Source organism: Amycolatopsis balhimycina FH 1894 (assembly GCF_000384295.1).
Lineage (GTDB): Bacteria > Actinomycetota > Actinomycetes > Mycobacteriales > Pseudonocardiaceae > Amycolatopsis > Amycolatopsis balhimycina.
This window is the reverse complement of record NZ_KB913037.1, coordinates 268,025-288,101: the sequence shown is the minus strand read 5'-3', so window position 1 is coordinate 288,101 and position 20,077 is coordinate 268,025. Positions and strand designations below refer to the sequence as shown.

Annotated in this window: 18 protein-coding genes; 10 read left to right on the top strand and 8 right to left on the bottom strand. The window is 69.9% G+C overall.

The window, feature by feature from the left end; translation table 11 throughout:
* Positions 1-112: 112 nt before the first annotated feature.
* On the bottom strand, positions 113-1,279 hold the full coding sequence (locus A3CE_RS0100400; RefSeq protein ID WP_020638078.1) for an NsdA family TPR-like regulatory protein: 1,167 nt from the start codon (positions 1,277-1,279) through the stop codon (positions 113-115).
* Positions 1,280-1,887: 608 nt separating this feature from the next.
* Here A3CE_RS0100400 and A3CE_RS0100395 point away from each other — a divergent pair.
* The 6 genes from A3CE_RS0100395 to A3CE_RS0100370 all read left to right on the top strand — a co-directional run bounded on the left by A3CE_RS0100395 (position 1,888) and on the right by A3CE_RS0100370 (position 9,487).
* Positions 1,888-2,148, top strand: a complete 261-nt coding sequence (locus A3CE_RS0100395; protein WP_020638077.1) for a hypothetical protein — start codon at positions 1,888-1,890, stop codon at positions 2,146-2,148.
* Between the two features lie 53 nt (positions 2,149-2,201).
* A complete protein-coding gene (locus A3CE_RS0100390; RefSeq protein ID WP_245589405.1) occupies positions 2,202-3,041 on the top strand; it encodes a S1 family peptidase in 840 nt (279 codons plus the stop codon).
* An 89-nt stretch (positions 3,042-3,130) separates the two neighbouring features.
* Positions 3,131-3,517, top strand: a complete 387-nt coding sequence (locus tag A3CE_RS49670; RefSeq protein ID WP_084641144.1) for a transcriptional regulator — start codon at positions 3,131-3,133, stop codon at positions 3,515-3,517.
* A 156-nt stretch (positions 3,518-3,673) separates the two neighbouring features.
* Positions 3,674-4,216 carry a YciI family protein gene (locus tag A3CE_RS0100380; protein WP_020638074.1) on the top strand — a complete coding sequence of 181 codons (543 nt, stop codon included), beginning with the start codon at positions 3,674-3,676 and terminating at the stop codon, positions 4,214-4,216.
* Positions 4,217-4,253: 37 nt separating this feature from the next.
* On the top strand, positions 4,254-7,379 hold the full coding sequence (locus A3CE_RS0100375; RefSeq protein WP_020638073.1) for a GH92 family glycosyl hydrolase: 3,126 nt from the start codon (positions 4,254-4,256) through the stop codon (positions 7,377-7,379).
* Positions 7,376-9,487 carry an FUSC family protein gene (locus A3CE_RS0100370; protein WP_020638072.1) on the top strand — a complete coding sequence of 704 codons (2,112 nt, stop codon included), beginning with the start codon at positions 7,376-7,378 and terminating at the stop codon, positions 9,485-9,487. Before A3CE_RS0100375 ends, A3CE_RS0100370 begins: the two co-directional genes overlap by 4 nt.
* Positions 9,488-9,540: 53 nt before the next feature.
* Here the strand turns inward: A3CE_RS0100370 and A3CE_RS0100365 are convergent, their stop codons facing one another.
* From A3CE_RS0100365 to A3CE_RS0100355, 3 genes are all read right to left on the bottom strand, one after another.
* On the bottom strand, positions 9,541-10,170 hold the full coding sequence (locus A3CE_RS0100365; protein ID WP_026468015.1) for a DUF4360 domain-containing protein: 630 nt from the start codon (positions 10,168-10,170) through the stop codon (positions 9,541-9,543).
* Between the two features lie 321 nt (positions 10,171-10,491).
* The gene (locus A3CE_RS0100360) at positions 10,492-10,857 is read right to left on the bottom strand and encodes a VOC family protein (protein ID WP_020638070.1); all 366 of its coding nucleotides are present in this window, start codon (positions 10,855-10,857) and stop codon (positions 10,492-10,494) included.
* Entirely contained in the window at positions 10,854-11,264 is a 411-nt protein-coding gene (locus A3CE_RS0100355) for a nuclear transport factor 2 family protein (RefSeq protein ID WP_020638069.1), read from the bottom strand. Before A3CE_RS0100355 ends, A3CE_RS0100360 begins: the two co-directional genes overlap by 4 nt.
* Positions 11,265-11,358: 94 nt before the next feature.
* On the opposite strand from A3CE_RS0100355, the gene A3CE_RS0100350 reads away from it, so the two are divergent.
* From A3CE_RS0100350 to A3CE_RS0100335, 4 genes are all read left to right on the top strand, one after another.
* The gene (locus tag A3CE_RS0100350) at positions 11,359-11,802 is read left to right on the top strand and encodes a MarR family winged helix-turn-helix transcriptional regulator (RefSeq protein WP_020638068.1); all 444 of its coding nucleotides are present in this window, start codon (positions 11,359-11,361) and stop codon (positions 11,800-11,802) included.
* Between the two features lie 115 nt (positions 11,803-11,917).
* The gene (locus A3CE_RS0100345) at positions 11,918-13,108 is read left to right on the top strand and encodes a Kelch repeat-containing protein (RefSeq protein WP_245589404.1); all 1,191 of its coding nucleotides are present in this window, start codon (positions 11,918-11,920) and stop codon (positions 13,106-13,108) included.
* Between the two features lie 109 nt (positions 13,109-13,217).
* Positions 13,218-14,198, top strand: a complete 981-nt coding sequence (locus A3CE_RS0100340; RefSeq protein ID WP_020638066.1) for a malate dehydrogenase — start codon at positions 13,218-13,220, stop codon at positions 14,196-14,198.
* A gap of 330 nt (positions 14,199-14,528) precedes the next feature.
* A complete protein-coding gene (locus A3CE_RS0100335; protein WP_043790577.1) occupies positions 14,529-15,125 on the top strand; it encodes a ClpP family protease in 597 nt (198 codons plus the stop codon).
* 98 nt (positions 15,126-15,223) lie between these two features.
* Here the strand turns inward: A3CE_RS0100335 and A3CE_RS49665 are convergent, their stop codons facing one another.
* From A3CE_RS49665 to A3CE_RS0100315, 4 genes are all read right to left on the bottom strand, one after another.
* Positions 15,224-17,278 carry a M3 family metallopeptidase gene (locus A3CE_RS49665; RefSeq protein ID WP_020638064.1) on the bottom strand — a complete coding sequence of 685 codons (2,055 nt, stop codon included), beginning with the start codon at positions 17,276-17,278 and terminating at the stop codon, positions 15,224-15,226.
* A gap of 92 nt (positions 17,279-17,370) precedes the next feature.
* The gene (locus A3CE_RS0100325; protein WP_026468014.1) at positions 17,371-18,078 is read right to left on the bottom strand and encodes a histidine phosphatase family protein; all 708 of its coding nucleotides are present in this window, start codon (positions 18,076-18,078) and stop codon (positions 17,371-17,373) included.
* Positions 18,079-18,129: 51 nt separating this feature from the next.
* Positions 18,130-18,972, bottom strand: coding sequence for an undecaprenyl-diphosphate phosphatase (locus A3CE_RS0100320; protein ID WP_020638062.1), 843 nt, complete (start codon positions 18,970-18,972; stop codon positions 18,130-18,132).
* 1 nt (position 18,973) lies between these two features.
* On the bottom strand, positions 18,974-20,011 hold the full coding sequence (locus A3CE_RS0100315; RefSeq protein WP_020638061.1) for an LLM class F420-dependent oxidoreductase: 1,038 nt from the start codon (positions 20,009-20,011) through the stop codon (positions 18,974-18,976).
* Between the last annotated feature and the right edge of the window lie 66 nt (positions 20,012-20,077).

The window sequence follows — 20,077 nt, the reverse complement described above, 5'->3', positions numbered from 1 at the left end:
GAATTCTTACCATACTCCCATTCGAGACTCGCGGACAACCCGCAAATGTCCGAGCGACTGTCGTTTACTCACGGAAAACAGCGACAGGGCTACGAACACTGTAAGAGACTAACTAACGCAGCGAAGCTCTGAGCTGGGCGACCCTTCGTTGCTGTCGAGATGATCCAATCTCGACAGCCAAGCCGCGCGCACGCTTGGCATGTATTCGTCCTTGCTCACGCTCGCCCATCGTCAGAAAGGCGATCGCCAAGTCGACGCGCAGTGCCGTTTCCGCTCGAATGAACGTCGGATCGAGGCGCGTCAGCGCCGACGAAAGCACGTCGACCGCTTCAGGTTCTCCGATCCTTGCGAGCGCGTGACCGCGCCAGCGCGCAAGATGCACCGGATCGAGGACTACATAAGGGCCGTCCACAGCGGACTCGCCAACGGGCAATAGTGCTGCTGCGCGGTCGAAAGCCCGCAAACTTGCCGAGCGCTGCCCATTTGCCGCGAGCGCTTCGCCGAGCGCGGCGGCAAGCCAGGAACGGAGCAGGCGGCCAGCGGCACGGTCGGCGCGCTTCTCCGTGACTTGCAGTAGTTCCACGGCGGCCGACGTCTCGTCCACCTCTATCAGCACAAAGGCTTGCTCAGCGGCACTGTGTATCTCGAACGCCGCGTCCCCGGACTCGCTGGCTGCTGCCTTGGCTCGTTCGTAGTACTGCCATGAGTCAGCAACAGACCCCATGTCGAGCGTCTGCCACCCGGCGAGCGTGCCGAATTCGGCAAGCAGCGTTGCAAGTCGACTGCGGGTGCTCGGAGTCAAGCTGTGCGACCGGAGACGCATGACTTGTCGGATCTTGGTCGCTACCTCCTCGTGCGCTGTGATTGCGCCCAACTGCCGGTCAAGTCGGCGAACGGCGGTGAGCTGCTCGTGGAGCAGAGCCAGAACCTCTGCGCTCACGCGGCGGGAAGCGCTGAGCATCTGCCGTAGCTCAAGTTCTCCTGTGTCGGCCGGACGGAACGCGTCGGGCGGAGACAGTAGCTCATCGACGGTCAGCCCTAGCATCCGTTCCAGCAGTCGCGCTGTGGCCGGTCGTAGGCGGCCGAGCGGTGATCCGTCCGGATTGCGCCCGGCGACCAGCCGTTTTAGATGCCGCTCGCTGAGCGTGCCGGGCTCCCCGAAGGTCCGAGCGAAGTCTTCGGCAGCCTCGGCGAACTCGGCGTGCGTCTGATTCCGCTCCCTGAGCTTCTGCTCAAGCACCGTGCGCGGCGGGTCCTCTCGCCTGTCACCGGCCGCCATGCCGACCCCTTTTCGCTGTCCGGTCCCTCGTCATGTCCCCGCTATGGCCTCCCCGTGGCCTGTCGCCTAAATGAGCGCATGAGAGAGGCTGATTTCAGATCATACAGCTCGTTCCAGCTGGTCAGCTGGGTAGGTAGCGGAGGAATCGTGAGCGACGTGTCACGGCTGGGCCGGCGCGCCGGACTGTATGTCTGTTGGCACCGAAGTGAACGCGACGGCATAGACCATGCAGTCACCGACGAGGAGTTCGCTCGCGGCAGGCGCGACAACACCCAAGGGCGGTACGAGGCACTCTGCGGGCATGTCGTGCTGACTGGCTCGATGCTCCTGCCGCCCGGTCGCCTCTGTCCAAAGTGTCATGCATTTCTGATCGCCCGCTCAACCCTCCCGACCGTGGAGCAACGCATCCGACGAACGCGGCATCGGAAGCTGTCAGCTTGGCGTCGCTTGCTTCGCGGCTCCCAGTTCCCCGCCCTTCCGCCAACTATCCCGCGTCAACAGCCACGACCGGCACCGGAGCGAAACGGCCGGACCCCAACCCCGGCGGGAGCGGATAGCGTCCCGATCGCATCCGTTCCCGCCGGTCGCCACGCCCTGCGGGGTGCGCGGTGACGGTCCGGCTGGTGTTCGGGCGCCCGTTGCCAGGTGTCGTGGGTGAGACGCGCCGGGTGGTGCACGTGTTCGAAGTGCCGACCGGGGACACCGTGCCGGAGCGGCTGACCGCGTTCTGTGGGACCTCGTTCGGTCACGGCGAGCTTGAGCACCTCGACCGGATACAGGGGATGCCGTGCGTGTCGTGCTTGCGCCGGACACCGACGCCCGATCCGGAGTTGCCCACTGGTCGTCAGGAGCCGGACGAGCGGCCCTGAACCCTCCGAGCGAGACGCCCGGAGTTTGTTGGTACACAACGGAAAGAGGAGTGTTGAGAACAATCGGAATCGCGTGCACCGTGGCCGCGTTGGTACTGCCGGGCCTGCTCGGCGCCAGCACCGCGTCCGCTGCGCAACCGGAGATTGTCGGCGGCAGCGCTGCGACCGGGGACACGAGCTGGGTGGCGTCGATGGTGTATGACGCGCCCGCCTACGGCCGGTTCGCTGCTCCCTGGTGTGGTGGCGCGTTGGTGTTCCGGAGCTGGGTGGTGACCAACGCGCACTGTGTTACCGACATGCCCGGCGACACTACGCACATCCCCGTGTCGGCCCGGACCTTCACGGTGCGCGTGGGCTCGAAGGACCGCACCCGGGGTGGCGAGACCGCCCGGGTGGTCGAGATCAAGGTGCACCCGGGCTGGCAGTGGGCGGCGGGGGCGCCGGAGCAGCCGGTGGACGATATCGCGCTGCTCAAGCTGGATCACCCGGTGACAGTGCAGCCGATCCAGCTCGCCGGACACACCGCCCGACCGGGTGATCGGGCGACGCTGTACGGCTGGGGCGCGGACCAGCCGGACGGGGACACCAGCAACCTGCCGGTGCGGCTCCAGCAGTTGCGCACGACGGTGCTGGCGCCGGAGCGGTGCGCCGATGCGGGCCAGTCTGCGGGCGAGATCTGCACCAACAACCCGCACGGCACGGACGGCCCCGGCGGCGGAGACTCCGGCGGCCCCGCCGTCGCACTGGTGGACGGTGTGCCGCAACTGGTCGGCACGTGCAGCCGCGCCGCCGCCCAGTACCCGGGCGTCTCGCCGACCGTGTATACCAGCGCACCGGACTTCCGGACCTGGCTGTACGACACGGCCCGAGGAACCTCGGCCGCTGCCGCGTAGCTCCACGACTGGCCGTCAGGTCCCCGGCTGCGCGCCGGGGACCTGACCGTCGTTTCACGACACGACAACCATGTGACGAAGGAACACGAGTGATCGCCAGAGCGCGCCGTGAGGGACGACCGGTCGCTGTCCGCAGCTTCAGCCGTGATCTTGACCCGGTGCTGCTCGCGCCCGCGGGGCTGTTCGTCGTGACCCTGCTCGCCGAGATGCGTTGGTGCGAATTCGGCTTCATCTGCGCAGCGCTCGGCGTCACCCCAGCCGCGCTGTCCACCCAGCTCGGCAAGCTCCGCCGGGAGGGCATCGTCCAGACCCAGCGAAGCAAGGCGCAGCGAACCTGGGTCCGACTCACACCCGAGGGCCGCGAACGGCTCGTGAACCATCTCGAAGCGCTGCAAGCCATGGTGTCCCGCGCCGTCGGTCTGGTCGCGGCGGGCACCGCGATCCACGACCGTCCCCCACCGGAGGATGACTTGTGACGGATTTCTGGCGCGTCTCGATAGTGGCGGCAGACGGCCGTTTTGGGACGGTTCAGGCAACCTAACCTCGACCGTGGACGGGTCCGCGCCCATCCGCACAGGTCACAAGTACGTAAACAATTCATGGTTCGCCTTCACGGCGTTGGAGGGGATGTGATGGAGTTCTTCTGCTATCACCGGGACCGTCCGGGGTCGGCGGCGCTGCGGGAGCAGCTGGTGGAGGAGCACTGGGCCTACATGGACCGGTTCGCCGCGACGATGATCGCCCGCGGGCCGACGTTCGACGGCGACGTTCCCACCGGCAGCGTGCACGTGCTCGACCTGCCGGACCCGGCCGCGGCCCGCGCGTTCGCCTTCGACGAGCCCGGCTACCAGGCCGGGGCGTACCGGGACGTGCTGCTGCGGCGCTGGCGCAACACCCTCGGGCGCACGATCTGGGACTTCTCCGGTGGCCCGGCCGGCGGGAACCGGTACCTGGTCATCGGGCTCGGCTCGGGCGCGCCCGTGGACCTCGAACCGCCGGCCCGCGCGGACCTGATCGCGTACGGGCCCCTGCTGTCCGACGACGGCGCCGCCTGGCTCGGGACCGCGGTGCTGCTGCAGGCCGTGGACGCCGACGCGGCCGGGACGGTGCTGACCCCGGGCGCGTACGCGGCGATCGAGGTGCACGCTTGGCGGTTCGGCGGCCGCCCGTCGTAACCGGCGGGCTACGCCGATCGGCGGATACGGTGGGGGCATGTCCGACGCCGCGTTCTTCTCGTCCTTCGAAACCGGTGACCCGCGCCCCGCGGACCCCGGCCTGCGCGTCGACAGCGGCCCGGACCAATCCCCCACGGCCAAGACCGGCGTCGGCTTCACCGGCACCAAGGCCCTGCGCTACGACGCGCGCCCCGAAGCCGTCCTGTTCGAACTCGACGTGCCCGTCACCGACGGCACCGAGCTGTCCTATGTGGTCTTCCCGCAGTCGGACGGGGAGATCCCGGCCTACCACGCCACCCGGGTCAGCCTCGACGTCGAGTTCTCCGACGGCACCTCCGCCGGATTCGCCCCGGTCGACGACAAGACGCTCTACCTCGACCAGTGGAACCTCGTCCGCCGCCCGCTGGGGGCGTTCGCCGGGCGCCGGATCAGCCGGATCGTGCTGCGCACCGCCGCCCCCGGCGGGGAGATCACCGGGTGGCTCGACGACGTCCGCGTCGCCGGGCGGGCCGAGCCGCCGCGGGATCCCGTCGACTGCGTCCGGACCACCCGGGGCACGCACTCCAGCGGCGAGTTCTCCCGCGGCAACAACTTCCCGGCCACGGCGGTGCCGCACGGGTTCAACTTCTGGACCCCGGTCACCGACGCCGGCGTCACCAACTGGATCTACTCCTACCACCGCCACAACGACGACGGGAACCGCCCGGCGCTGCAGGCACTGGCGCTGAGCCACCAGCCGAGCCCGTGGATGGGCGACCGGCACACCTTCCACGTCATGCCCGGCACCGGCCCGGTCGAGCCCGACCGCCGCAAGCGCGCCCTGGCCTTCTCCCACGACGACGAGACCGACTCGCCGCACCACTACGGCGTCCGCTTCGCCAACGGGATGACCGCCGACCTCGCGCCCACCTCTCATGCGGCGATCCTGCGGTTCACCTTCCCGGACAAGCACGGCTGGCTGCTGTTCGACAACGTCGGCAACCGAGGCCGCCTCCGCCTGAACCCGGACACCGGCGTGATCACCGGGTACACCCGGGTCCGCAGCCGGCTCTCGGCCGGGGCGCGCCGGATGTTCGTCTATGCCGTGACCGATGCCCCGGCGACCCGCGGCGCCAAGGTCCGCTTCCCGCCGTGGCGGCGGGTCACGGGGTACTTCGAGTTCGACGGTCCCGACGTCACGCTGCGGATCGCGACGTCGCTGATCAGCCTCGCCCAGGCCAAGCGCAACCTCGAGCTGGAGATTCCCGCCGACACGACGTTCGAGCAGGTCCGCGACCAGGGACGGGAACTCTGGCAGGAGCAGCTCGGCCGCGTCGAAGTCGAAGGCGCCACCGAAGACCAGCGGACCACGCTGTACTCCAACCTCTACCGGCTGTTCCTCTACCCGAACGCCGCCCACGAGAACACGCCGAAGGGCATCCGGCACGCCAGCCCGGTCGTGCGCCGGCTGCGGCCGAGCACCCGCAGGCGCACCGGCGCGAAGGTCGTCGACGGCGAGCTGTACGTCAACAACGGTTTCTGGGACACCTACCGCACCACCTGGCCCGCGTACGCGCTGCTGGCCCCGGCGCAGTGCGGCCGGATGATCGACGGCTTCGTCCAGCAGTACCGCGAAGGCGGCTGGATCTCCCGGTGGTCCTCACCCGGCTACGCCGACCTGATGACCGGCACCAGCTCCGACGTCGCGTTCGCCGACGCCTACCTCAAAGGCGTCAAGAACTTCGACGTCGAGGCCGCCTACGACGCCGCCCTCAAGAACGCCACCGTCACCCCGCCACACCGCTCGGTCGGCCGCAAGGGCCTCGACCGGTCGATCTTCCTCGGCTTCACCCCGGTGTCGGTCCACGAAGGACTCTCCTGGGCGCTGGAAGGCTGCATCAACGACTTCGGCCTCGCCAACCTGTCGGAGGCACTTTCACGTGAAAGCGACGGGCCGCGAGCCCGGATGTACGCCGGCTACGCCGCCTACTTCCGCGAGCGCGCGAAGAACTACGTCCACCACTTCGACCCGGAGATCGGCTTCTTCCAAGGCCGCCACCGCGACGGCCGCCGCAGGTTCGCCCCCGAGGGCTACGACCCGGCCGCGTGGGGCGGCGACTTCGTCGAGACCAACGCCTGGAACACCGCCTTCACCGCACCCCACGACGGCCCCGGCCTCGCGGCCCTGCACGGCGGCACCGCCGGTCTCGAAGCCAAGCTCGACACCTTCTTCGCCACCCCGGAGACCGGACGGCGGCCCGGCGCGTACGGCGGCCTGATCCACGAGATGACCGAAGCCCGCGACGTCCGCATGGGCCAGTACGGCCACTCCAACCAGCCCTCGCACCACATCCCGTACGTCTACAACCTCGCCGGCGCGCCCGCGAAGACGCAAGCTGTCGTCCGGGAGGTGCTCCGGCGGCTCTACCTCGGCAGCGAGATCGGCCAAGGCTACCCCGGCGACGAGGACAACGGCGAGATGTCCGCCTGGTACGTCTTCAGCGCCCTCGGCTTCTACCCCCTGGCCGTCGGCAGCCCGCGCTACGCCATCGGCTCGCCGCTGTTCGAAAAGGCGACCGTGCACCTCGGCGGCGACAAGAAGCTCGTCGTCCACGCTCCCGGGAACACCGGCGACACCGTCTACGTCCGCGGGCTCACCGTCGACGGCGAGCCCCACGAAGCCACGACCATCGCCCACGCCACCCTCGCCGGAGGCGCTTCACTCGTCTTCGACCTGACCACCGAACCAGCCGGCTGGGGCAGCCCGCCACCGCCCGCCGAGCACCCGGACCCGGTCACCGACCTCGCGGGCACCGCGACCAGCTCCGACGGCACCGACACCGGTGCGCTCTTCGACGACACCACCCGCACCCAGGTCACCTTCCGCACCGCCACGCCGTCGATCGAGTTCACGGTCACCGGCGAGCCCCGCGAAGTCACGATGTACACGCTCACCTCCGGCGCCCGCCGCGGCGACCCGGCCGCGTGGGTCCTGGAAGGCTCGGCCGACGGCCTCGGCTGGACCACACTGGACGAACGCCGGGACGAACTGTTCCGCTGGCGCCGCCAGACCCGCCCGTTCGTGCTCGCCACCCCGGCCGCGCACGCCCGCTACCGGCTGCGGATCACCGCCACCCGCGGCCGCCGCGCCACCCTCGCCCAGTGGGAGCTGCTCGCCCGATGAACGACTTCCGCACCGCCACGCTCGACCGGCTCACGGCGGCCGACCCCGGCCTGGTCCGGCTGCGCCTGGCCGGCTCCGCCGTGCTCGGCATCGTCCTCGCCGTCGCCGCCCTGCTGCCCGCGCACCTGCCGCTGACCGTGATCCTCGTCGGCGCCATCGCCGCGATGATGACGGCCTTCACCGTCAACGACCCCACCCCGGGCGCCCAGGCCGCCACCCTCGGCCTGGCCTTCCTCACCGGCGCCGCGTCGATCACCGTCGCCAGCCTCGGCTCCGGCCTGCCGCCGCTCGACAGCGTCGTGTTCGTCCTGCTGATCTTCGTCGCCGTCTACGCCCAGCGCTTCGGCGCCCGCGGCACCGCGCTCGGCTCGATCGCCTTCTTCCTGTTCTTCTTCCCGATGTTCCTGCAGGCCGACGTCAAGCAGGTCCCGCAGCTGCTGCTGGCCCTCGCGGTCGGCGTCCTCGCCAACACCGTCGTCCGGTTCCTCCTGCTGCGGCGCAACGCCGAAGCGGAGTTCCTCCGGGTCCGCCGCGCTTTCCGTGCCCGCCTCGCCGCGGTCGTCCGCGCCGCCGAGGCCCACCTCGCGGTCAACGGCAGCGAACGCACCCGCAAGCAGCTGCGCAGCGCGATCAACCGGCTCCACGAGTGCGTCCTGCTCATCGAGGACGCCGCCCCCGACGTCGTCGGCGCCCGCGCCGCCGACCGGCTGCGGCGCCGCGCGATCGAGGTCGAGCTGGCCGTGCAGTGGCTCGCCATCACCGTCCAGCGCACCTGCTCCGACGAGCTGACCACCGAGGTCCGCGACGACCTCGTCGCCCGGCTCGCCCGCTTCCGCGCCCTGATGGAGCGTGACCCGCGGGAGCTTCCGCTGATCAGCCAGACCGGCGAATACAGCCGGATGCTCGTCGAAGGCAGCCGCATCGACTCCCACGCCGCCCCCGGCGACGGCGTCCGCAAGGCACTGGCCGAGCTGGCGCTGGCCGACGACCGCGCCCAGCGCGCCGCCGTCCCCGAGTCCACAGCGGACCCGCTCGACTCCGGCGATGACCCCGGTGGTGACTCCGGCGGTGACGAGGAGGCGACACCCAAGTTCGCCTACGACAACCGGACCCGCAGCGCCATCCAGGCCGTCGTCGGCGGCGGGCTCGCCGTGGTCGGCGGGGAACTCGTCTCCCACCAGCGCTGGTACTGGGCCGTTTTGACGGTGTTCGTCGTGTTCATCGGCGCCTCCAGCGCCGGCGCCACCTTCGTCAAGGGCGTCCGCCGCCTCGGCGGCACCCTGATCGGCATCGTCGGCGGCGTCCTGCTCGCGCTCCTGGTCGGCGGCAACACCGCGGCCACGCTGGCGCTCATCCTGGTGTGCGTGTTCGGCATGGTCTACACCGCGCGGGTCTCCCAGGTGGCGATGGCCTTCTTCGTCACCAGCATGCTCGGCCTGCTCTACAGCCTGCTCGGCACGTTCAGCCTCGCCGTCCTCGGGATCCGCGTCGCCGAAACCGCGGTCGGCGCCGCCGCGGGCATCCTCGCCGCCGTCGTCATCGTCCCGGTCCGCACCCGCTCGGTGATGCTCGACGACATCGGCGAAGTGCTCGACGACCTGGAGGAGTTCCTCGAACGCGCCTGCAGCCTGCTCGCCGGCGAAGAGAACGTCAACATCATCGAGCTCTCCCGCGACCTCGACCGCGCCGTCGAACAGGTCCGGACCACCGTCGAACCGCTGATCCACCCGGTCAACCTCCGCAGCGCCCGCCGCGACTACGGCTGGCACGTGCTCACCACATTGGAGACCATCGCCTTCCGGGCCCGCCACGTCGCCGCCCGCGCCCAGCCCGGCCAGCTCGCCGGGGCCGACGCCGACCGCCTGCGGCAGTTCACCGGACGGCTGCTGCGCAACATCGACGTCCTCCGCAAAGCTCTCGACGCCCCCGGTGGCGCGGGCGCCGGCACGCTCGTGCGCGACGACGGCACCCCGGTCTCCGACCGCGTCGAGGCGGCCGAAACCCGTGCCGTCCTCTCCAGCCTCAGCCACCTCGACGAGGCTCTCGTCTCCCTCGGCCGTGTCTTCGGCGTCCAGGCCACCGATCCCCGGGCCCCGGCCGAACGGTGACCGCCGGGGTCGGCGCGGCCATCGACCGCGCCGACCCCGGCGGTCTCACCCGATCACGGGCAGGTCAGCCACGCGAAGTGGTACGTGGTGGTGATACTGCCGTCGGTCGAGTCCATCGTGACGTAGCTCGTCGTCTTCTTCGGATCCGACGTCCCGGCCGCCGCACGCAATTCGGTGTTGATGTTCAGGTTGCGTTCCTCACCGCACGGCTTGAACGCAATCGCACCGACCTCCGTTGAATCGGTGAAATGCCAGTCATCCTCGAACGGACCGGTCAGCGGGTGCTGGACGAAAGCCGTCGGGGAATTACCCTGGAAATAGTAGTTCGCTCTTTCCAGGCCGGTCGAGCCGCGTTCCAGGTGTGCGAATCCGCGGTAGTCGGCCTGCGCGATTCCGTAGGTGAAGCCCTGTGGCACGTGCACCCGCAGGCCGATCTGGCAGTTCTTCCTGGCGTCCAGCGGCCCGGCCCCGACCCCGACCAGTGCCGTGTACACGCTGTAAGTTACCGTGAATGCGGTGTTGTCCTGCGAAACGGCCACCGCTGCCGTGTTGGCCGGACAGCCGGTGCCGTTGGCGTTCACGACGTCGATGACGATTTTGTCGGGCGGCGGAGGAGTGTTCCACGAATGCGGGGTGACCACAGAGGACAGCGCCATTACGGCAGCAACGACCGCAGACAGCATCGGAATCCTTCCCAATACATCCGAATTGGGGACCGGGGCCGGACCATGGTAGCGGAAGGATCATGGAAGCAAACCCCGCTGAACGGAGCAACGCCGCGCAGCCGTACCGCAACGCAACATTGCTCACGTTTCGACAAATTCTTCGCAACTCATTCCCGATGAACGTGAATGAATACTCGGGGAAAACGATTTCGCGCCTCCGGTCCACCCGGTGATCGGCACGATCACCCGCGCGACGTCCGGCTCGGCCGATCACCGGCCGGAGAGGCCGAAGTGGAATCCCGGTGCGGGTTACGGGTCCCGGCCTCCGGGGCTGTCCCCCTAGGCCCGGGTGAGCAGTTCCATGTTGTGACCGTCGGGGTCCGCGAAGTAGATCCCCCGGCTGCCGTTCACAGTGCCGACCTCGCCGGGCCGATCGTGGAACGGGTCCGCCCAGAACGTGATCCCCGCCGCCCGGATCCGCGCCAGCGCGGCATCGAAGTCCTCGTCGCCGACCAGGAACGCGTAGTGCTGGCTCGTCACGTGATCCACCCGCAGGTAGTCCAGCGTCACGCCGTTCGCCAGCGCGATCGGCACGAACGGCCCGGTGACGGGACCGGTCCGCAGGCCGAGGATCGCGGCCAGGAACTCCGCCGACTTCTCTCGATCGGTGACACACACGATCGTGTGGTTCAGCTCGACGCTCACCGCTCGTCCCCTTCCGGCGCGCGGGCGAACGACGGCGGGCCGCCGATCGGGCTGAGGTGGATGCTCGCCAGCCGCCACCGGCCGTCGTCGCGGACCAGCACGTGCGTGGCACGGAACCGGCCGTTCACCGGATTCCCCCGGTGCGTCGCGACCTGCTCGTGCACGCCGATCGCGATCGCGGCGCCGCCGAAGTCGCGGACCTCGACGCCGGCCCAGTCCAGCTTTTCGGTGACCAGCCCGCCGTCGCCGTAGCGCGCCAGCCACTGTTCGCGGTCCAAGACGAAGCCGAGCGGCCCGACCAGGCGGAAGCCGTCGGCGGCCAGGCCAGCCAGGACCTCGGTGTCGCCGCGTTCCTCGGCGGCGGCCCAGACCCGGCCGAACTCGCGAACCTGCTCTTCGGTGCTCATCGCGTTCCCCTTCCTTCGATGCCGATAACGTTAGAAGTCTAATCGTTAGATGTCAAACGCTTAGACTTCTCGGCATCTGCGGTACGGTCATCCCGTGCCAGCACCCGTCACCGCCCCCATCGGCGTCGTCCTCGCCCGCACCGCCAAAACCGCCGGCCGCGCCTTCGACCAGGCACTCGCCGCCGCCGGCGGCTCCCAGCCGGTCTGGCAGATCCTCATCTCCCTCAAAACCAGACCCGTCGCCAACCAGCGCGAACTCGCCGACGCCGTCGGCATCCAAGGCGCCACCCTCACCCACCACCTCAACGGCATGGAAACCACCGGCCTCGTCACCCGCCGCCGCGACCCGCAAAACCGCCGCGTCCACCTGGTCACCCTCACCGACGACGGCGAGAAGCTCTTCCACCGCCTCGCCGAAGCCGCCATCGCCCACGACCAGCGCATGCGAAAAGGCCTCACCGAAGCCGAAATCGCCCAGCTCGCCGACCTCCTCCACCGCATCGCCGCCAACGTCACCGACGCCCCGGCCGCTCGATAGAACCCGGCTGCCCCGAAGAACCCGGCTGCCCCAAAGAACCTCAGCACCGCACCAAAAGACCAGCCTTCGGGCAACCGCTTGACGATCACTTCCCCCGGCCACGATGGTCGGGACCATGACCGCACAAACCGCACTCCCGGCCACCGCGACCACCGGCTGGGCCCCCACGGGCGACCTTCCGTGGCCCCGCGTCTGGGACCACCAGTACGAAGGCCCGGTCCTCCTCCAGGACGGCCGCGTGCTCGCGGCGGGCGGAGGCGACAGCCGAGGCGCCCAGACCTTCGCCGACGCCGCCCTCCACGACCCCGTCACCGGGCAGTGGACCATCACCGGCTCACTGATCACCAGCCGCCGCGGCCACACCCTCACCGTGCTGAACGACGGCCGGGTCCTGGCCGCCGGCGGCGCACACGGGCATCCGTCGAGCAGGCCGTGGGCCCAGGCGTCGGCGGAGATCTACGACCCCGCCACCGGCACGTGGACCGCCACCGGATCGCTGCACCAGAGCCGGCTCGTCCACTCCGCCACCCTCCTGCCCGACGGCCGGGTCCTCGTCGCCGGCGGATCCACCGACCAGCCACCGCACTTCGCCGACGTCGAAACCACCACAGCCGAGATCTACGACCCCGCCACCGGCACCTGGGCACAGGCCGCGCCGATGATCCACGCCCGCGCCTCGTTCCCCGCGGTCCGCACCCCGGACGGCCACGTCATGGCGATCGGCGGCAGCATCGACACCGGCAGCGACGTCGCCGGGATCACCTTCTGCGAGACCTACGACCCCACCGCCGGCACCTGGACACCCGCCGACCCCATCGGCACCCCGGCGCAAGGCAGCAACAGCGGTCTCGCGCGCGTCCACGCCCAAGCCGTCACCCTCGACGACGGCTCGATCCTGCTCACCGGCGGCCACCAGGGCGGACCGCTCCTCTGGACCTTCTCCCCCTTCAGCCTCAGCGAAGCCGAACGGTTCGACCCGGCCACGAAACGCTGGGCGCCCGTCACCCCGATGGGTATCGGCCGTGACCAGCACCGCCTGATCACACTCGACTCCGGCAAGGTCATCGCCATCGGCGGCCTCGAATACGGCGGCTACGACACCGGCTACCAGCACGCCGAGGTCTACGACCCCACCACCGGCCAATGGGGCCCGAGGACCGGCCTGTCCGCGCCCCGCGTGCGGTTCGGCGCCGTCAAGCTCGCCGACGGCCGGGTCCTCATCGCCGGCGGCGCCGCCCAGCTCGGCGGGGCCAGCCCCACCGGAAACGACGTCCTCGTCACCAGCACCGACGTGTTCACCCCCTGACCGTTTCGAGGCGTCACCGCGAGAGTGACTGGACGCACCCGAACAGCGACGCCCAGGAGGGATAGGCTCCAAGTCACTAGCCAAAGTCGTCTCAAGCTGGAGTACCGCAATGACCCAAGCCCCTGTCAACGTGACCGTCACCGGCGCCGCCGGCCAGATCGGCTACGCGCTGCTCTTCCGCATCGCGTCCGGTCAGCTCCTCGGCCAGGACGTCCCGGTGAAGCTGCGGCTCCTCGAGATCCCGCAGGCGGTCAAGGCGGCCGAGGGCACCGCCATGGAACTCGAGGACGGCGCGTTCCCGCTCCTGGCGGGCACCGACATCTTCGACGACCCCAAGCAGGCCTTCGAAGGCACCAACATCGCCCTCCTCGTCGGCGCCCGCCCCCGCAGCAAGGGCATGGAGCGTGGCGACCTCCTCGAAGCCAACGGCGGCATCTTCAAGCCCCAGGGCGAAGCCATCAACGCCGGCGCCGCCGACGACATCAAGGTCCTCGTGGTCGGCAACCCGGCCAACACCAACGCCCTCATCGCCCGCTCGCACGCCCCCGACGTGCCCGCCGACCGCTTCACCGCGATGACCCGCCTCGACCACAACCGCGCCCTCGCCCAGCTCTCCAAGAAGCTCGGCGTACCGGTGACCGAGCTCAAGAAGCTCGCCATCTGGGGCAACCACTCCGCCACCCAGTACCCCTCGGTCCAGCACGCCGAAGTCTCCGGCAAGAGCGTCGACGTCGACCAGGCCTGGTTGGAGAACGACTTCATCCCGACCGTCGCCAAGCGCGGCGCGGCCATCATCGAAGCCCGCGGCCTCTCCTCGGCCGCCTCGGCCGCCTCGGCCGCCATCGACCACGTCTTCACCTGGGTCAACGGCACCCCGGCCGGCGACTGGACCTCCGCGGCGGTCGCCTCCGACGGCTCCTACGGCGTCCCCGAAGGCCTCATCTCGTCCTTCCCGGTCACCGCCGAGAACGGCCAGTACAAGATCGTCCAGGGCCTGGAGATCGACGACTTCTCCCGCGCCCGCATCGACGCCTCGGTCGCCGAGCTCGTCGAAGAGCGCGACACCGTGCAGAAGCTCGGCCTCATCTGAGCCACACCCCCGCGAAAAGGGGCCGCCATCACCTCGTGATGGCGGCCCCTTTTCGCATACCGGACGCGCCCGCGGCAAAGCCTCGGCGCTCAGACCGCCCGGCAGCCCCCAGGGCCCCGGCGAAGTCACGCCCGGTTCGTAGGTCGGCGGCTCACTGGAGGTCTTGAATGAGTCATTCAGGACCTCCGAAGACCTGAATGGGTCATTCAAGACACCGCAGCAGCTGCCGCACGGCCGGCTTTCGCACCGTCCGCATCGCCCGCAGCGAACACCGCACGCTCACAGCGAAACTCCCGCCCGCCGCCGATCACCGGCCCTACCGTCGGGCCCATGACCCTTCTCGCCGTACCCGAAATGCAGGCACCCGGCCAGTCATCCGAAGACTCGGTCTACCAACAGCTCCTGCGCGACCGCATCGTCTTCCTCGGCACGGAGGTCAACGACGAAGTGGCGAACCGGCTCATCGCCCAGCTGCTCCTGCTCGCCGCCGACGACCCGGCGAAGGACATCACCTTCTACATCAACTCCCCCGGCGGCTCGGTGACCGCCGGACTGGCGATCTACGACACCATGCAGCTGATCAAGCCGGACGTCTCCACGTGGGGCCTCGGGTTCGTCGCGTCCATGGGCCAGTTCCTGCTCTCCTCGGGCACCCCCGGAAAGCGCTACCTGCTGCCGAACACGCGGATCGTCATGCACCAGCCGTCCGCCGGGATCAGCGGCGCCGCCACCGACATCGCCATCCAGGCCGAGGTGTTCGGGAAGATGAAGCGCCGGATCGCCGAGATCACCGCGAGCCAGACCGGCCAGAGCGTCGACCGCATCACCACCGACGCCGACCGGGACCGCTGGTTCGACGCCGATGAAGCACTTTCCTACGGCTTCATCGACCACATCGTCACCGGCGAGCGAGCCGCAACGGCCTGACTCCCCGTGTCTGTGCGGTTTTTGAGAGCGGTGCCGACTACTGCGGGGCAATTTTCCCGAAAATTGCCCCGCAGTATAGGTCGTTATACAGCTGAGAGTCAGACTCCGGTGAGGCCGCGGCGGTCGAGAAGGGGTTCGATCTCGGGGTCGCGGCCGCGGAAGGCGCGGAAGGCGTCCATGGGGTCGATGCTGCCTCCCCGGCCGAGGAGGGTGCGGCGGAAGTGGTCGCCGTTCTCGCGGGTCAGGCCGCCGCTCTCCCGGAACCATTGGACGGTGTCGGCGTCGAGGACTTCGCTCCAGATGTAGGAATAGTAGCCGGCGCTGTAGCCGCCGCTGAAGATGTGGGCGAAGTACGTCGTGCGGTAGCGCGGTGGGATCGCCTCGACGGCTACGCCGGCTTTCACGAGCGCTTCCGCCTCGAACCGTTGTACCTCCCCCACCTGGTCGTCGACGCCGAGGCCGTGCCAGGCCTGGTCGAGCAGGGAGGCCGCGAGGTACTCGGTGGTGGCGAAGCCTTGCCCGTACTGCTGGGCGGCGAGGAGCTTCTCGACCTGTTCCGCGGGCAGTGCCTCACCGGTCTCGTGGTGTTTGGCGTAATGGGCCAGTACTTCGGGCCACAGCATCCACATCTCGTTGACCTGCGAGGGGTATTCGACGAAGTCGCGGGGCACGTTGGTGCCGGAGAAGGTCGGGTAGCGGACCGAGGAGACGAGCGCGTGGAGGGCGTGGCCGAACTCGTGGAACGCGGTGACGACCTCGTCGAAGGTGAGCAGGGTCGGCTCCCCCGCCGGCGGCTTGTTCACGTTGAGGACGTTGACCACGACCGTCTTGCGACCGAGCAGATCGGACTGGTCGACGAAGGTGTTCATCCAGGCGCCGCCGCGCTTGGAGTCGCGGGTGTAGAGGTCGAGCAGGTAGAGGCCGAGTGGGCTGCCGTCGGCGTCGAAGACCTCGAAGGTCCGGACCTCCGGGTGGTACTTCGGCAGGTCGTCCCGTTCGGTGAAGGTCAGGCCGTACAGCTTCGTCGCAGCGAAGAAGACGCCGTCGGCGTACACGCGATCGGCTTCGAAGTACGGGCGCAGCGCCTCGGTGTCGACGTCGAAGCGTTCGCGGCGGACCTGCGCGGCGTAGTACGCCCAGTCGGAGGGCCGCAGCGTCGCGCCCGGCTCGTCGGCTTCCAGCAGCTGCTGGAGTTCGGCGGCTTCGGCGCGAGCGTTCGCGACGGCGGCCGGCGCCAAGCGCTCCAGCAGCCCGGCGGCGGCTTCGGCGGTGTTCGCCGTCTCGTCCGCGATGACGTACGCCGCGTGGTTCGGGTAGCCGAGCAACGCGGCCCGTTCCGCGCGCAGGCGCACGATCTCGGCGACGAGAGCGTTGTTGTCGGCGGCGTTGCCGCGGTTGCCGCGGGCCATCGACGCGGTGTGGATCCGCGCGCGGACCTCGCGGTTCCGCAGTGTTTCCAGCGGCGACGCCTGGCTGGTCGGCAGGGTCAGGGTGAGCACGTACTTGCCGTCTTCGCCCCGGGCGGACGCGGTTTCGGCCGCGGTGGCGATCGCCCCGTCGCCGAAGCCGTCCAGCTCGGCGCGGTCGGCGATCACGACGGCCAGCTCGTTGGTGTCCTTGAGCAGGTTCTGCTGGAACTTCGTCTGCAGCGTGGAGAGCTGTTCGTTCAGCTCGCGCAGGCGGGCCTGCTCGGCCTCGCCGAGCGCGGCGCCGGCGCGGCTGAAGTCGGTGTGCCGCCGTTCCAGCAGCCGCAGCGACTCCTCGTCGAGCCCGAGCTCGCCGCGGCGCGCGTGGAGGGCGTCGATCCGGGCGAACAGCTTGGGGTCGAGGTGGATGGCGTCGTGGTGGGCGGCCAGCTTCGGCGCGAACTCCGCCTGGATGTCCTGGATCTCGTCGGTGCTGTTCGAACCGGACAGGTTGTAGAACACGCTCGCCACCCGGCCCAGCAGCTCGCCGGCGCGCTCGAGGGCCACGATGGTGTTCTCGAACGTCGGCTCGGCGTCCTGCGTCGCGATCCGCGCGATCTCCGCGGCGTGCTCGGCCAGTCCCGCTTCGAACGCGGGCCGGTAGTGCTCGTCGGAAATCCGGTCGAAGGGCGGCAGGGCGTAAGGCAGCTCGCTGGGTGCGGCGAACGGGTTGTCCGGCGAAATCATCGGGCAGGCTCCTGGTCGGGGGAACAACTCGGTCCCGCCACCCTACGGGTTCCCCCGGTACCGGTGTCAGCGCTTAAGGGAGGTGGCGCACCTCACCGGCCGGTGGTACCGCCGACGATCGCGTCGCTGCTTCCGGCGGTCTTCTTGCCGCGTTTCGGCTTGGGCTCCGGCGGGACGATGCCGCCGAGGTCACCGCCGTGGTCGTTGACCCGCATGACGAACGGCCGCGTCTCGGTGTAGCGCACGACCGAGATGGACGCCGGGTCGACGACGATCCGCTGGAAGGCGTCGAGGTGCTGGCCGAGCGCGTCGGCCAGGATGGACTTGATCACGTCGCCGTGGCTGCACAGCAGCCAGACTGCGTGGTCGCCGTGTTCGGCGGCGATCCGCCGGTCGTGGGCGCGGACGGCGGCCACCGAGCGCGCCTGCATCTGGGCGAGACCCTCGCCACCCGGGAACACCGCGGCCGACGCGTGCGCCTGCACGACGCGCCAGAGCGGTTCCTTCGCCAGGTGCTTGAGCTCCTTGCCCGTCCAGTCCCCGTAGTCCACTTCGGACAACCCGGGCTCGACGACCTTGCCGAGGCCGCGGGCCTCGGCCAGCGGGCCGACCGTCTGCTTGCACCGCAGCATGGGCGACACGACGAGACTCGCCAGCGGCACGCCGTCGAGCCGCGCGACGAGCTTCTCCGCCTGGGCGCGGCCGGTGTCGTCGAGGCTGACCTTCGGGGACCGCCCGGCCAGGACGCCGGTGCCGTTGGCCGTCGACTTGCCGTGCCTCAGCAGAATGACCGTACTCACGGTCCCCACCCTACGTGGGGACCGATCACGCGGTCCCCACGCGGGGCGGCGTCAGTGCCCGACCGGGCCCGCGTTCGGGTCCAGGGCGCCGGCGAAGATCAGCACGTACAGCAGCACGCCGAGGGCGAGCCGGTAGACCACGAACGGCACGAAGCTGCGCTTCTTGATGTAGGCCATCAGCCAGGCGATGACGGCGTAGCCGACGCCGAAGGCGACCAGGGTGGCCAGGATCGTCGGGCCCCACTGGGCCGTCTGGCCGTCCTTGCCGATGTCGGTGAGCTTGTACACACCCGATCCGAACACCGCCGGCAGCGCCAGCAGGAACGAGTACTCCGCCGCTTCGGCACGCGTGTAGCCGAGCAGCAGGCCCGCGCTCGTGGTGCCGCCGGAGCGGGACACGCCCGGGATCAGCGCCAGCGCCTGCGCGAAGCCGAACCCGAGCCCGTGCGGCACGGTCAGGTCGTCCAGCGTCCGCTCCTGCTTCCCGATCCGGTCGGCGAGCAGCAGGATCAGGCCGAACACGATGAGCACGCCCGCGGTGATCCGCAGGTCGCGGAACGCGCTGTCGATCTGGTCCTGCAGCAGCAGCCCGAGCACCACGATCGGCAGCGACCCGATGACGATCAGCCAGCCCAGCCGCGCGTCCGGGTCGCGGCGCCACTCCGGCTTGTACACCGAGAAGAACCAGGCCCGCAGGATCTTCCCGATCTTCGGCCCGAAGTAGATGATCACCGCCAGCTCGGTGCCGATCTGGGTGACCGCGGTGAACGCCGCGCCCGGGTCGTCCCAGCCGGCCAGCGCCGCGACGATCCGCAGGTGCGCGCTCGACGAGATCGGCAGGAACTCGGTCAGGCCCTGGACCAGGCCGAGCACCAGTGCTTCGAACCACCCCACGTCAGGCCACCCCCGCCAGCTCGAGCGCCTCGACGGCGATGCGCAGCGCCCCGGCGGGCTCCGGCGTGTACGGCGACACCGACAGGGTCGTCACGCCGGATTCGGCGTATTCCTTCATCTTCTCCGCGATCCGTTCCTTCGGACCCAGCAGCGACGTCGCGTCGAGGAACTCCGGCGGCACCGCCGCCATCGCTCCGGCCCGGTCGCCGGCCAGGTATTTCTCTTGCACTTCGGCGGCTTCGGCCGCGAATCCCATCCGGCACGCCAGCCGGTTGTAGAAGTTCTTCTCCTTGCTCCCCATCCCGCCGAGGTACAGCGCCGCGTAGCCGCGCACGGCGTCCGCGCAGGTCCGCCAGTCGTCCCCGGGCACCAGCGGCACGGACGGCACGACGTCGAAGCCCTCCAGCGTGCGGCCCGCCCGCTCGGCGCCGGCCCGGACGTGGGCCAGCTGCTCCCCCGCGTGGGCCGGCGAGAAGAACACCGGCAGCCAGCCGTCGGCGATCTCCCCGGCCAGCTCCAGGTTCTTCGGGCCGATCGCGGCCAGGTAGAGCGGGATGTGCTTGCGGGCCGGGCGGACGGTCAGCCGCAGCGCCTTGCCCGGGCCGTCCGGCAGCGGCAGCGTGAAGTGCTCGCCCTCGAACTTCAGCCGCTCCCGCCGTAGCGCCGTCCGCACGATCGCGGCGTACTCGCGGGTGCGGCCCACCGGCGAGGTGAACCGCACGCCGTGCCAGCCCTCCGACACCTGCGGGCCGGACACGCCGAGGCCGAGCCGGAACCGGCCGCCCGACAGCGTGTCGAGGGTCGCGGCCGTCATCGCGGTCATCGCCGGCGTGCGGGCCGGGATCTGCAGCACGGCGGCACCGACATCGATCCGGGACGTCTGCGCCGCGATCCACGTGAGCACGGTGACCGCGTCCGAGCCGTAGGCCTCCGCCGCCCACACGACCGCGTACCCCAGGTCCTCCGCTTGTTTCGCCAGGGCCAGGTTCGCGGGGTCGTTCCCCGCTCCCCAGTAGCCGACATTCAGTCCGAGTCGCACGGGGCCAGACCCTAACGGGGGCCTTGATCGCGACACGACTCACCTTGGTCTCCTCCGGACGGGCCA